Source organism: Pseudomonas sp. R5-89-07, assembly GCF_003851685.1.
Lineage (GTDB): Bacteria > Pseudomonadota > Gammaproteobacteria > Pseudomonadales > Pseudomonadaceae > Aquipseudomonas.
Genome location: NZ_CP027727.1, coordinates 2181366 through 2193893, shown reverse-complemented (window position 1 = coordinate 2193893; position 12528 = coordinate 2181366). Strand labels below are relative to the sequence as shown.

13 protein-coding genes, 1 tRNA gene and 2 pseudogenes are annotated in these 12528 nt (G+C 57.3%); 3 read left to right on the top strand and 13 right to left on the bottom strand.

Going from position 1 to position 12528, the window contains the following annotated elements; all coding sequences use genetic code 11:
- Positions 1-119 precede the first annotated feature (119 nt).
- Positions 120-911 carry a 5'/3'-nucleotidase SurE gene (gene surE, locus C4J94_RS10185; protein WP_124386022.1) on the bottom strand — a complete coding sequence of 264 codons (792 nt, stop codon included), beginning with the start codon at positions 909-911 and terminating at the stop codon, positions 120-122.
- A 102-nt stretch (positions 912-1013) separates the two neighbouring features.
- On the opposite strand from surE, the gene C4J94_RS10180 reads away from it, so the two are divergent.
- The gene (locus tag C4J94_RS10180; RefSeq protein ID WP_124386021.1) at positions 1014-1433 is read left to right on the top strand and encodes a MarR family winged helix-turn-helix transcriptional regulator; all 420 of its coding nucleotides are present in this window, start codon (positions 1014-1016) and stop codon (positions 1431-1433) included.
- A gap of 63 nt (positions 1434-1496) precedes the next feature.
- A pseudogene (locus C4J94_RS10175) lies at positions 1497-1580 on the top strand (transposase); the annotation flags it as partial.
- A gap of 70 nt (positions 1581-1650) precedes the next feature.
- Here C4J94_RS10175 and C4J94_RS10170 read toward each other — a convergent pair.
- A complete protein-coding gene (locus tag C4J94_RS10170) occupies positions 1651-2346 on the bottom strand; it encodes a B3/4 domain-containing protein (RefSeq protein ID WP_124386020.1) in 696 nt (231 codons plus the stop codon).
- Positions 2347-2504: 158 nt separating this feature from the next.
- Between C4J94_RS10170 and C4J94_RS10165 the strand changes: the two genes are divergently transcribed.
- The gene (locus tag C4J94_RS10165) at positions 2505-3107 is read left to right on the top strand and encodes an XRE family transcriptional regulator (protein ID WP_124386019.1); all 603 of its coding nucleotides are present in this window, start codon (positions 2505-2507) and stop codon (positions 3105-3107) included.
- Between the two features lie 95 nt (positions 3108-3202).
- Here the strand turns inward: C4J94_RS10165 and C4J94_RS10160 are convergent, their stop codons facing one another.
- The 11 genes and pseudogenes from C4J94_RS10160 to C4J94_RS10110 all read right to left on the bottom strand — a co-directional run bounded on the left by C4J94_RS10160 (position 3203) and on the right by C4J94_RS10110 (position 12418).
- Positions 3203-3913: an ABC transporter ATP-binding protein gene (locus C4J94_RS10160; protein ID WP_124386018.1), complete on the bottom strand. Its 711-nt coding sequence runs from the start codon at positions 3911-3913 to the stop codon at positions 3203-3205.
- Positions 3910-4758 carry an ABC transporter ATP-binding protein gene (locus C4J94_RS10155; protein ID WP_124386017.1) on the bottom strand — a complete coding sequence of 283 codons (849 nt, stop codon included), beginning with the start codon at positions 4756-4758 and terminating at the stop codon, positions 3910-3912. Before C4J94_RS10155 ends, C4J94_RS10160 begins: the two co-directional genes overlap by 4 nt.
- The gene (locus tag C4J94_RS10150; protein WP_124386016.1) at positions 4748-5602 is read right to left on the bottom strand and encodes an ABC transporter permease; all 855 of its coding nucleotides are present in this window, start codon (positions 5600-5602) and stop codon (positions 4748-4750) included. The genes C4J94_RS10155 and C4J94_RS10150 overlap by 11 nt, the downstream gene beginning before the upstream one ends.
- On the bottom strand, positions 5599-6624 hold the full coding sequence (locus tag C4J94_RS10145; RefSeq protein ID WP_256657672.1) for an ABC transporter permease: 1026 nt from the start codon (positions 6622-6624) through the stop codon (positions 5599-5601). The genes C4J94_RS10150 and C4J94_RS10145 overlap by 4 nt, the downstream gene beginning before the upstream one ends.
- A gap of 5 nt (positions 6625-6629) precedes the next feature.
- Positions 6630-8207, bottom strand: coding sequence for an ABC transporter substrate-binding protein (locus tag C4J94_RS10140; protein WP_124386015.1), 1578 nt, complete (start codon positions 8205-8207; stop codon positions 6630-6632).
- A gap of 171 nt (positions 8208-8378) precedes the next feature.
- Positions 8379-8622, bottom strand: a pseudogene (locus C4J94_RS27820) (integrase); the annotation flags it as partial.
- A gap of 84 nt (positions 8623-8706) precedes the next feature.
- Positions 8707-8782, bottom strand: a tRNA-Gly gene (locus tag C4J94_RS10130).
- 60 nt (positions 8783-8842) lie between these two features.
- Entirely contained in the window at positions 8843-9403 is a 561-nt protein-coding gene (pgsA, locus tag C4J94_RS10125) for a CDP-diacylglycerol--glycerol-3-phosphate 3-phosphatidyltransferase (protein WP_034119069.1), read from the bottom strand.
- Positions 9404-9435: 32 nt separating this feature from the next.
- On the bottom strand, positions 9436-11259 hold the full coding sequence (uvrC, locus tag C4J94_RS10120; RefSeq protein WP_124386014.1) for an excinuclease ABC subunit UvrC: 1824 nt from the start codon (positions 11257-11259) through the stop codon (positions 9436-9438).
- 1 nt (position 11260) lies between these two features.
- The gene (gene uvrY / locus C4J94_RS10115; protein WP_124386013.1) at positions 11261-11902 is read right to left on the bottom strand and encodes a UvrY/SirA/GacA family response regulator transcription factor; all 642 of its coding nucleotides are present in this window, start codon (positions 11900-11902) and stop codon (positions 11261-11263) included.
- Positions 11903-12052: 150 nt separating this feature from the next.
- Positions 12053-12418 (bottom strand): helix-turn-helix domain-containing protein, encoded by a 366-nt coding sequence (locus C4J94_RS10110; RefSeq protein ID WP_124386012.1) that lies wholly within the window; start codon positions 12416-12418, stop codon positions 12053-12055.
- Positions 12419-12528 lie beyond the last annotated feature (110 nt).

The following is a 12528-nucleotide window of genomic DNA, read 5'->3' as shown; positions in this document are numbered from 1 at the left end:
ATCAGCCAGCATCAAGATAACGGGTTGCCGGGCCCTGAGGCAGGGTTGAAACGGACGAAAAAAGGTTCAAAACGGTAATCTGCATTCGAATGACTGAACTTCAGTCGAAGGCGATCTGATCATGCATCGGCCGTCTTCGACTGTTGTCCATGTGATAAGAAAGCTTTGTTATAAGTCCGCTCAAATTGCAGCGGTGTCGCGGTAATGTGGCCAGCAAGAAGCTCGGCCGTTTCAGTGCCTGCTGCATCGTCATGTGTGTGTCTATCTAAGCTCAGCCAGTGATACTGAAAACCACGAGGATCATTTTCTGTACGTACAGATATACCGCTCAAACGCCCAGATCCTTGGCGTGTCAGCTTCAATGGAAGCACGGTGTCCAAGGCGCAGCTGGGAAAGTTGATGTTAAGGCAAACATCCTTGGGCCACTCCAGTTCCATGAGCTGAGCGATGACTTGCGGCGCTTTATTGAGCGCGTTTTCCCAGGGAACAGCACACCTGTCGGTAAACGACTGACTCAACGCGATGGATGGAATCCCAAACAGCAACCCCATCATGGCGGCGCCAACCGTGCCCGAAAAGACTGTTTCGACCCCAAGGTTCGCGCCTCTATTCACGCCTGACAAAATAAGGTCAGGTCTGTCGTGATTGAGCAGGTGTCCTAACGCCATTGCCACACAATCCCCTGGAGTCCCGCTAACTGCAAAGCGTCTGGCACCGTGAAAGCTCAGCCGCAATGGATTGTGCAGGCTAAGCGACTGAGAAGTGCCGCTTTGATCCAGCAACGGTGCGACAACCCAAACCTCTCGTGCCATTTGAGACGCAATGCGCTCCAGAACCTTGAGCCCTGGAGCGTCAATACCGTCGTCATTTGTGAGAAGAATCCTCTCGAATCTAGGATCGTTAGCAGGCATCTTAATCTCCTTCGTGATTTCTCCGGCGAAGCTCAAAGTAAATATCATTACTGGTTCAATATAGCTATACTTTAATAGCTTTATTATCATAGGTATAACCGCATGAATATTTCGTTGTTTCGTGAGCAGGTGACCCGTCTAAGCAAGCGTCTGCGTCAGGAAGCCCAAAATCACCCTGAAACGTGGTCGCATATGTTGGTTTTAAGTGCAATTGACCAATTGGACGGGGCGGCGACGCCTTCGATAATTGCAGAAGCAGAAAACATGCGATCGTCGAACTTGGCCACCTTGCTGCGCGATCTTGAAGCTCGAGAGTTGATTACCCGTACTCAAGACACCAGCGATCTTCGTCGCACATGGATAGGGCTGTCCGAAAAAGGCAGATTGGCATTGCAGGCAAGCCGAGATCTTCGTGATGAATGGCTTGGCAACGCGATGCAAGCCTGCCTTTCGGATAAAGAAAGGAAACAACTAGCAACTGCTGGAGCTCTGATAGAGAAGCTGAGCGGCTATAAAAACTAAGTAATTTGTTAAGCCGCGCCACGATAAGCGACCAGCATCGCTGCTATAGGCTCAAGCGGCGCCATCGACAACAACCAGATCGAGAACTTGATCCGACCGTGGGCGCTTGGCAGGTCGAACTGGCTGTTTGCTAGGTCGCTACGCAGCGCCATAGGCGTCAGAGGGAATGCACTAAGGCCGGTAAACATCGTCATCACTCCTTACAGTGGCCTGTAGACTATTTGGCCCCAGGACCAATCAGTGAGCTTTCGATCTGGACGCCCGGCATCATTTGCTGCAACCCTTCGATCAGTTTGTCCCCTGCCTCCGTCAAGGCTTCAAGCGGCATCGCCGGCAGACTTTCCAGAATGAACCACATGCGCTTCGCGTCAGCACCGAGACGGGTCCGGACACCTTGCCGCCAATTCCAGCGACGGCAGGTCACGCCCTTGTCATCGCGCCACACAACCTCGCCGGCATCCGGATACTCGAACGCAGGAGTCCCCTCTTTCATGGTGTCAAAAGGCTCGGTTCCATCGGCGACTATCAGCCGTGGGGAGCCCACATAGGCTTCAATGTTTTCCCCGCCTACCGGGATGGCGTACTCAATGCTGATTGCGTTGTAGAGATCGACGATGGGATCCAGGCTCGGCAAGCTGCCGTCACGTAAAACCCGTTTACGTAACGCCTCGGCCGAACAAGGCGTGCGCTGCGGCTTGGCGCCAAATTTTCGGAATGTCTCAGCCCATGCGGCCAGATGGGCTTCGCCCCAGCTTGGTCCACCTTCCTGCACGGCCTTGCAAGCACGCTCCAGCGCGGCCTGGGCGACCTCAGGATGGATCAGCGGCGCAGCCTCCACCACGATGCTCAGAGCCCTGAACTCCGGGGCCAACTCGGCAACGGATTGATCGATCAATGGCAGTACGGACAGCATCAAAACCTCCAGCAACCTAAATGTCGTTTCATGCTAGTCATCGACGACTAAAAAGGTCAATATAATGACCACTAACATCTACTATAACCTGTGTACTGATTGACTGGGCGATTGCTAAAGGCCAAGAATCCCACTACATTTTTTCATGACCTTCATCAATGACCACGAATACCAGCCTGTCGATTACCCCTGGCGCTGATGCTCAAGCTGTCAGCCTGGCCGTTGCGCGCACGCTCAAACTGGCGCGCAAAACACAGAAGATAACCCTGGATGAGCTTTCCCGCCGCGCCGGAGTGAGCAAAGGGATGGTCGTCGAAATAGAGAAATGTACCGCGAACCCCAGTATCGGCATCCTTTGCAAAATCGCCGCCGCGCTGGGCCTGTCCGTTGCAGACATCGTCAATGTGACCGAAGCCCCATCCGCTCATATCATCGACAGTCAAGACATCCCCACGCTCTGGACCGGAGATCTGGGAGGATCTGCGCGCCTTCTGGCTGGAACGTCGGGCCCTAATATGATCGAGCTGTGGCGTTGGGAAATGTACCCAGGTGAATCCTTTGCCTCACAGGGGCATCCTCAGGGCACGCTTGAACTGTTTCATGTGGAAAAAGGCACGCTGAAATGTGTGGTAGGAGAAACAGAGTTGGTCATCCCTGCGGGCAGTTCGGCAGTGGCAAAAACAGATGTTCCGCACTCTTACGCCAATGCAGGCAGGTCCAAGCTGATCTTCACAATGTCAGTCACAGAAATACACCAGTAACTGCGCGATGCTGTTAAGCACCCTGTCGAGTGGTGCCAGAAAACGTATGGATTGTCACCACACTTCCTGACTGAGGTCGAACTATTGAACGACCCTCAATATTGCGCCAATGCACAAAGCTCATTCCGTTCAAGTCGTTGCTCGATATGTCCCTGCTTGATCAGCAACGCCCTGTCGCACAGGTGAGCAACTGTATTCATGTCGTGGCTGACCAGGATCATGGTGGTTCCGGTATCCCGACGCAGCGCTTGAAGAAGGTTGAGTATTTCGGCCTGGACTGTCATATCCAAGGCCGAGGTCGGTTCGTCAAGCAATAGCAATCTGGGGCGTAGTTGCAGCGCACGCACAATCGCGATGCGTTGGCGTTGGCCACCGGATAACTGGTGCGGAAAACGCTCCAGCACGCCGCCGGGCAAACCCACTTGGTCGAGTGAGGCGACAAGACTCGCATCATCGAATGGCAACCCATTGACCTGACGCGGCTCACGCAAGCTACGGCGAATCCGATGCAGGGGATGCAAAGACGCGTAAGGGTCCTGGAACACCATTTGCACATCCCGGCGTAGCGTGCCGGTGAAGGCTCGCCGGGCCGTCAGTGGTTGTTCGAACAATTGCACGCTACCCTGCCAATCTTGCTGCAACCCCGCCAACACCCGCAACAAGGTCGACTTGCCAGAGCCAGAGCCGCCGATCAAACCAAAGCACTCACCGGGCTCGACCTTTATCTGCTCAACGTGTAGCGCAGTGATGTGACTCAAACCGCGCTTGAAACCCACGGTCAACGAACCGATATCGACGATGCTCATTGCAGCGCCTCCAGCCGGCTTCGGTCCAGGGTTGGCAACAGCCGCCCATAGCTGAGCGCCGATGGCTGGCAAGTCCACAAGGTACTCGTATACGGATGGCTAGCACTGGCCAACTGATCGGCACGGCACTGGTCGACAATATTGCCGCGGTACATCACCAGGGCTCGGTCGCAATAGCGGGCAACCAGTGGCAAATCATGGCTGATCAACAGTAAGCCCATGCCGCGCGTTTCCACCAATGCCATGATCAACTCAAGCATTTGGTCGCGCAGGCTGCTGTCCAAGGCCGAGGTCGGCTCGTCGGCAATCAATAAGCGCGGATCGTTGATCAGCATCGCCGCTAACATGACACGCTGTCCCATGCCACCGGAGAGTTCGTGAGGGTAACGGTTATAAAAGTCGGTGGGGTTTGGCAAGCCGACCGCGTCGAGCATCTCGAGGACTTTTTCACGGCGCTCATGCCGACTGAGGCGAGTGTGCAATATCAGCACTTCTTCCACCTGAGCGCCCACCTTGAGCACCGGGTTCAGGGAATATTTTGGGTCCTGCAATACCAGCGACAGCGCCGTGCCGCGCAGGGCCTGCCACTGTTTTTGGCCCAGCCCGAGCAAATCCATGCCTCCCAGGCGCAAGTGCCCAGCCGTGACGCGGCCTGGGCGTGGGACCAACCCGAGCAGCGCACGCGCAGTGAGCGATTTGCCTGAGCCGGACTCCCCCACCAGCGCGACCTTTTCAGTCCCGACGGTAAAGTCGATGCCCTTGACGACTTCAATCAGCCCGGCACCAGAATCGGGAAACCCGATACGCAAGTCACGCACATCTAACAGCGTTTCTTCATGCACCATGACGGGGATCCAGAACGTCGCGCAGGCCGTCGCCCAGCAGATTGAAAGACAGACTCGTCAGCAGAATGGCAATACCCGGTGCGGCAGCAACCCACCATTGATCAAAGATCACTCGGCTGCCGTCGGCAACCATCGAACCCCACTCGGCTGTCGGAGGCTCCACGCCCAGCCCGAGAAAACCCAACCCGGCGGCCGCCAGAATGATGCCGCCCAAGTTCAAGGCCACACGCACAATCACTGAGGGCAGGCACAACGGCAACACATGCCCGACCAACAAGCGCACGCCGCGAATACCTTGCAGGTGAGCGGCGGCGAGGTAGTCGCTATCGCGCAGCACACTGGTCTCGGCCCTGGCCTGGCGGGCGAACGACGGCCAGGCCGTGAGGGATAGCGCCAACGCACCATTGAGCAGGCCGGGGCCAAGAATGGCGACATACGCCAAGGCCAGCACCAGTTGCGGAAACGCCATAACCACATCGGTGATGCGCATCAGGATGCGTTCCAGCCAACCCCCGTAGAACCCCGCTGTCACGCCCACCAGAACGCCGATGGGCAGGGTCAGCAGCAACACCAGTGAGACCAGCAATAAGGTGGGACGGGTGCCGTAGAGCAACCGCGTGAAAAGGTCACGGCCAAAGCCGTCGGTGCCCAACCAATGGTGGGCCGAGGGGGGCAGCAGGCGCTCTTGGATATTCTGATGGTTGGGGTCAAAACCGCTCAGTAGCGGTGCGAACAAGGCCACCAGCACCAGCAGCACGATAAGCGATACGCCCAGGGCAAATGCCGGCGAACGTCGCCACCAGCGCGGGGCCAGGACGCTGTCGAAGGCGATGGAAACACTCATAGCAACTCCCGGGTGCGCGGATCGATAAGGCCAGCCAGCACGTCAGCGACACCATTGACGATGACGAAACACAGGCCAATCACCAAGGTACTGCCGAGGATCGCCGGTACATCGCCGGCAAACAACGCGGTGGTCAGGTAACGGCCGATACCTGGCCAAGCGAAGACGGTTTCAGTGAGAATTGAGCCTTCGAGCAAACTGGCGTAAGCCAGTGCAATCACGACCACCAGCGTACTTGCGACATTGGGCAGCACGTGACGCAATAACACCCGACCGCGCCCGGCGCCTTTGGCCAGGGCGGTAATCACATACTCCTTGCCCATTTCACCGAGCAGTGCGGAGCGCGTGAGCCGGCAAATACCGGCCATGGCGTAAAAACCCAGTACCAACACCGGCAATACCAAGTGCGAAAATGCATTTGCCAGCGCCCCTGGTTCACCCGAACGCCAGGTATCCCAGAGCATCCAGCCGCTGGACAACTCGATGCTGTACATGAATCCATCGTCCAGGCGGCCCGGCCCGGCGGCCCATTGCAAGGTGGCGTAAAACAGCAATAGCATCAGCAGGCCTAGCCAGAATACCGGCACCGAATAACCAATCAGCGAAAACAACCGCACCAGGGCGTCGACCCAGCCACCTGGTCGCCATGCGGCCAGCAGGCCCAATGACAAACCCAGGCTGGCACCCAGCACAATCGCCAGGGTAGCCAGTTCCAAGGTCGCGGGCAGTGCACGCTTCAAATCACCCAGCACCGGTTGGCTGGAGGTGGTGGAAACGCCCAAGTCGCCTTGGGCCAGCTGAGAGAGGTAGCTGCCAAAGCGCACCGGCCAAGGCTGATCGAGCCCCAGGTCGGTACGCACCTGGGCCAGCATCGAATCACTGGCGCGATCCCCGGCAAGGCGTAAAGCCGGGTCTACCGGTGACAAGGTGGTCAGCAAGAACGTGAAGAACAACAGGCCAACCAGCGTGACCAGCAAGCTCAACAATCCTGTACCGGCCACGCGTACTCGGCGGGAAGCCACTTCCCTCACTTGGTCTTGCTCACCTGATCAAAATACGGCAGCGAAACCGTGATGTTCTGCAGCACGCCCTCAACCCCTTCATGCACCGCCACCTGGTTGCGGCCTTGCAGCGCCACCACAAACGGCGAGCTGTCTTGTACGGCTTTTTGCAGTTGGTCGTACAAGGCGCTGCGTTTTTGCGGATCGCGCTCAGCGGCGGCGGCACGCGTATCCTGGCTCAACTGCGGAATATCCCATTGAGTGCGCCAAGCCAGGGTTTTCGGGCCGTTGGCGACGTTGTACGTAAAGGTACTGGCGTTGGAGTTGGGGTCGAGGTAATCCATACCCCAGTAAGTGAAGATCAGTTGATAGTCACGGCTGCGCATTTTTGCCCACAACTCGCTTTCCACCAGCGGCCGCACCGCAATGTCGATACCGGCTTTGGCAAAGCTCGATTGCAGCGCCTGGGCAATGTCGGTGTACGGCGGCTGATTGAACACACTCAGCTCAACCTTGGTACCTTCAGCAATACCTGCATTTTTCAGGATGCTCTTGGCTTTGTTTACGTCCAGCTTGAACGGTGTATCACTGAGCGAACCGGCTACGCCTGAAGGCAGAAAGGCCTGGTGCACGCTGTACTGGCTTTTCAACAAATCCCTGGAAATGCTCTGGTAATCCACCAGCCAACGGGCAGCTTCCCAGAACGCGGGGTTCTTCAACACGGGTACTTGAGTGTTACCGCTGTTGATGCCCAGATAGTAGATCATCGACGACGGGAAGCGCTGCACGCTCACGCCCTTCTGCTGCTCCAGCGCGCTGAATTGATCTGCGCCCAAGTCGTACGCGAGATCGGCGTCACCTTGCACAACCAGCAGACGGCGGGTCGCGGGATCGGTGACGTTCTTGATCACCACGGTCTTCAGCTTGGGGGCTACGGCGGCATGCGGATTAGCCTGCAAGACCACCGCCTCATGCGCTGTATATGAGCGCAAGGTATAAGCCCCCGTGCCGGCAGAATGATTTTTCAGCCAGGTATTGCCCAGGTCGGCGCCTTGAGCATGTTTCTCGACTTCTACCCCATCCACGATAAACCCCACCGGGGTCGCTGACAGGATGCTCAAGGCAAAGGCACTACCGACCCCAGCGGGCCAAGCGATTTTCACGTGGTGGTCGTCCACCTTGGTAAGGAGGCCGTCAATATTGTCCGCCGTCCAACCCAGCTCACCCAGGATAAAGGCCGGCGTCTTGTTCAGTTTCACCACACGCTTGAAGGAATAAATCACGTCCTCCGGGCGTACCGCATTGCCCGACGCAAAGGTTGCGTCACCACGTAATTCAAAGATCAGGCTCTTGTCGTCGCTGGCTGCCGTCCAGCTTTTAGCTAACGCAGGGACCAGGACCGAAGGGTCTTGACGATCAGGTTCCAGCAAGCGCTGGTAGAGGTTAGCCAGGGTGTTGGTCGCCGTAATTTCAAAACTTTCAGCAGGGTCAAGGCTGGCGATGTCGTCGATCGAGCGCGCGACGACCAATGTATCCGCCGGGGTCTTCGCCCATGCTGAACCGCTGATCGCGATCGCTATTGCCATAGCCGTGAGACGCCGCATGGTGATTCCCTCAATTATAAAAAACGATCTTGAGAGCTGAAGATATATTTCTTTTAGGAATAAAAAAAAAATCCTTTAGTCATTAACTTAGATCGTTATTTTTGAAGACCGCGTCGGATTGATTCGGCACCCTCCTGCAAATGCAGTACGGATTATCTGCGCCGACAGCTTGGGCAGCGCCACTGCATCAAGATCCGTGGCGGTTTTTGCTCCAGGCCGGGCAGTTTCACCATGGCGAAACGGAACAACTGATTGAACCAGGTACGGCACTTCTCGGCAGTAGTGAGTGCGCCACGCTGCTCGATGCGCGTTATACCTCTAAGATATCAGAGCGGCGAATTTGAGACAGGGTGCTTTGACGCCCTACTTTGAGACTCAAAGAGCGATGCTCGACCCAACTGTCAAATACGCTTTTAACGAAAAAAGACGCCGAAGCGTCTATTCCGTAAATCGCAAGCAAAAAAAAGCCACTCGATTGAGTGGCTTTTTCTTTAATGCTTGGAGCGGGAAACGAGACTCGAACTCGCGACCCCGACCTTGGCAAGGTCGTGCTCTACCAACTGAGCTATTCCCGCTTGGTGATGCGCATTCTATAGAATCCTCAGCACCCGTCAACCCCTTGATTCAAAAAAGTTTTATTTCTTTTCAACGGTGGTGCGAAGGTGAGGCCAGGCGGCGCGCAGATATTGCAGCATGGACCACAGCGTCAGGCCCGCGGCGATGAGCAGCAAGGCGTAGCCGGTGAGCACCCAGAACGAGAAGTCCGACGGGTTGGCCAGCAGGATGACCAGCGCGAGCATCTGCGCGGCGGTTTTCCATTTGCCCATGTTCGACACGGCGACGTGGGCGCGGGCGCCGATTTCGGCCATCCATTCGCGCAGGGCCGAGACGACGATCTCGCGACCGATGATCACGGCGGCCGGCAAAGTCAACCACAGGTTGCCGTGCTCCTGCACCAGCAGCACCAGGGCCACGGCGACCATGAGTTTGTCGGCCACCGGGTCGAGGAACGCGCCGAACGGGGTGCTTTGCTCCAGGCGGCGCGCCAGGTAGCCGTCGAGCCAGTCGGTGGCGGCGGCGAAGGCGAATACCGAACTGGACGCCACGTAGCTCCATTCATACGGCAAATAGAACAGCAGGATAAAAATCGGGATAAGCAGAACGCGTAGAACGGTGATCAGATTAGGGATATTCATCGGCACAACTGGCTACGAGGTGAGAAGGCATTCTATTCGCTGTGCAGATTGGCATAAATCAATTCAGCGAGCTTTTTACTGATACCGGGTGCTTTGGCTATTTCGTCAATGCTGGCACGGGAGAGCTCCTGCAAGCCACCAAAATGTTTAAGCAAGTCGCGACGCCGCGTCGGCCCGACCCCCGCCACCCCTTCCAGGGTTGAGGTTCGGCGGGTCTTGCCGCGTCGTGCACGGTGGCCGGTAATGGCGAAGCGGTGAGCTTCGTCGCGAATCTGCTGGATCAGGTGCAGGGCCGGCGAGTCGCCCTTCAAGGTGAACTCATGGGCGGCATCATTCAAGTACAACGTCTCGAAACCGGCCTTGCGCGTGGCGCCCTTGGCTACGCCCAGCAGGATCAGGTCGGGCACGGCCAGTTCGTTGAGCACGTCGCGGGCCATGGATAACTGGCCCTTGCCGCCGTCCACCAACAGGATATCGGGCAATTTACCCTCCCCGTCCTTCAGCTTGCTGAAGCGCCTTGTGAGAGCCTGATGCATGGCGGCGTAGTCATCGCCAGCGGTGACGCCTTCGATGTTATAACGCCGGTAGTCGGCCTTGATCGGGCCTTCAGGGCCGAACACCACACAGGAGGCCACGGTAGCTTCGCCGCTGGAGTGGCTGATGTCGTAGCATTCCAGGCGCTGGGGCGGCTCGTCCAGGTTGAGGACCTCGGCCAAGGCTTCAAAGCGCGCGGCAACGTGCTGTCGATTGGCCAGGCGCGCGCCCAGGGCCTGTTCGGCGTTGGTCACGGCAAGCTGCTGCCAGCGGGCGCGGGTACCACGAACGCGGTGGCTGATGTCCAGTTCACGGCCGCGCAGTTCGTGGATCGCCTCGATCAAGGTCGGGAAATCTTCGTGGACCACATTGACGATAAGCTCGGACGGCAGGTCGCGCTCAGGGCTGCTCACATAGTATTGGCCGAGAAACGCGGCCATCACCTCGGAAACGTCTTCATCGATACCGGTCTGCGGGAAAAAATTCTTGCTGCCCAGTACCCGCCCGCCACGCACGCTGATCAGGTGCACACAGGCGCCACCGGGGTTGACGAACGCGGCGATCACGTCGACGTCGCCAGTGCCGCCTTCCATGCTTTGCTGGTCCTGGACGCGGCGCAGCAGTGAAATCTGGTCGCGCAGTTCGGCGGCCTTCTCGAAATCCAGAGTACTGGCCGCCTGCTCCATGGCCCCGGACAGTTCATCGGTCAGCGCATTGCTGCGCCCCTCGAGGAACATCACCGAGTGACGCACATCCTCGGCGTACTCTGCCGGCTCCACCAGGCCCACACAGGGTGCCTTGCAGCGCTTGATCTGGTACTGCAGGCACGGCCGCGTACGGTTCTTGTAGAAACTGTCTTCACACTGGCGCACAAAAAACGTTTTCTGCAGCAGGCTCAAGCTCTCGCGAATGGCACCGGCACTGGGGTAAGGCCCGAAATACTTGCCCTTCTGCTTCTTCGCGCCACGGTGAATGCTCAGTCGGGGGAAGTCGCCATCCGACAGAAATACGTAAGGGTAAGACTTATCGTCACGCAGCAGGATGTTATACGGTGGCCGCCATTCCTTGATCAGCGTTTGCTCAAGCAGCAGCGCTTCCGTTTCATTGGCGGTGATGGTGGTTTCGACTTGGGCGATGCGCGCCACCAGGGCAGCGGTTTTCGGCGCGAGACCGGTCTTGCGAAAATAGCTCGCCAGACGGTTTTTCAGGTTCTTGGCCTTGCCCACGTAGAGCAGCCGCGCCTCGCTGTCGAACATACGGTACACGCCGGGGCGGCCGCTGCACGTCGAGAGGAAGGCACTTGGATCGAACGGTGTGGTCATGTCAGGCGCTGGCGTCCACCATGCCGTGGCGTACCGCGAGCAGGGTCAATTCAACATCACTGCTGATGGCGAGTTTCTCGAAGATGCGATAGCGGTAGGTGTTGACGGTTTTGGGTGACAGGCACAGCTTGTCGGAGATCGACTGCACCTTCTGGCACCCGACGATCATCAAGGCAATCTGGATTTCCCGCTCCGACAGCGCATCAAACGGCGATTCGCTGGTGGGCTGGAAGGATTTGATGGCCAACTGCTGGGCAATCTGCGGGCTGATGTAGCGCTGGCCGGCAAATACCAGGCGAATGGCTTGCACCATTTCCGCCAGGCCGGCGCCTTTGGTCAGGTAACCCGCGGCCCCCGCCTGCAGAAGACGCGTTGGAAACGGGTCTTCCTCGCACACCGTCACCACCACAACCTTGATATCGGGATGGCTGCGCAATAATTTGGTCGTAGCGCCAAGGCCGCCGATACCCGGCATCTTGACGTCCATCAACACCACATCGGGTTTCAATTCCCGGGCCTTGATCAGAGACTCCTCCCCCGACTCGGCCTGGCCGACTACTTGCAGGCCGTCGATGTCAGCCAGCATTCGTGTAATGCCTGTACGAACGAGATCATGGTCATCGACTACTAGCACCCTAATCAAGCAGACACCTCGCGATATGGTCTTATAGGTTGCTGAACACCTTAGCAAAAACCTGGGTGCAGACCTAGCCGCAAGCGTCATATATGTGGAGATTGAGCGCCCGGCACGCGTCCATCAGGCCTTGCACGGCCGGATTTGCTGGGTAAAAGGTCAGGAATTCTGCGGCCCAGGCTTGATTTTTCCACCGAGAGAAAGGGAATGCTCGGCCAAGGTCGATGTCAGGCGGCGGATTGCATCCTGGTCTTCCTTGAACATCGCCCGGTAATCAACCAGCACTTTTTCTTCAAGCTGGCTCAGATGTTCCAGTTGAATCGGCGTGGCGGTCCCGGTCAACACGTACAGGATATCCACGCCTCTCTCGGCCACACGCGACAGGTAGTCGGCCTTGGGTGCACGTCCGCCGCTTTCGTATTTGCCTTGGGCGTTAGCCTCTACACCGCCGATTTCACCAAACGCTTTTTGCGACAGGCCAAGTCGCTCTCTCTCTTGCCTTAAACGTGAGCCGATTCCACTCATCTGGATGCGAGATCCCATTTTGCACACCCCAAGAGGTGACACACTCATCTCTTCGTTAAACGAAATTGAACAGTTCTCAACTATGCCCGGAATCCGTGCTACTACACAAG

Coding starts and splice junctions, on each gene's coding strand:
- C4J94_RS10160 (WP_124386018.1), bottom strand. CDS start 3,913: ATGAGCATCGTCGATATCGGTTCGTTGACCGTGGGTTTCAAGCGCGGT.
- C4J94_RS10165 (WP_124386019.1), top strand. CDS start 2,505: ATGACCACGAATACCAGCCTGTCGATTACCCCTGGCGCTGATGCTCAA.
- pgsA (WP_034119069.1), bottom strand. CDS start 9,403: ATGAATATCCCTAATCTGATCACCGTTCTACGCGTTCTGCTTATCCCG.
- C4J94_RS10155 (WP_124386017.1), bottom strand. CDS start 4,758: ATGGTGCATGAAGAAACGCTGTTAGATGTGCGTGACTTGCGTATCGGG.
- C4J94_RS10150 (WP_124386016.1), bottom strand. CDS start 5,602: ATGAGTGTTTCCATCGCCTTCGACAGCGTCCTGGCCCCGCGCTGGTGG.
- surE (WP_124386022.1), bottom strand. CDS start 911: ATGCCTGCTAACGATCCTAGATTCGAGAGGATTCTTCTCACAAATGAC.
- uvrC (WP_124386014.1), bottom strand. CDS start 11,259: ATGACCACACCGTTCGATCCAAGTGCCTTCCTCTCGACGTGCAGCGGC.
- C4J94_RS10180 (WP_124386021.1), top strand. CDS start 1,014: ATGAATATTTCGTTGTTTCGTGAGCAGGTGACCCGTCTAAGCAAGCGT.
- C4J94_RS10140 (WP_124386015.1), bottom strand. CDS start 8,207: ATGCGGCGTCTCACGGCTATGGCAATAGCGATCGCGATCAGCGGTTCA.
- C4J94_RS10110 (WP_124386012.1), bottom strand. CDS start 12,418: ATGAGTGGAATCGGCTCACGTTTAAGGCAAGAGAGAGAGCGACTTGGC.
- C4J94_RS10170 (WP_124386020.1), bottom strand. CDS start 2,346: ATGCTGTCCGTACTGCCATTGATCGATCAATCCGTTGCCGAGTTGGCC.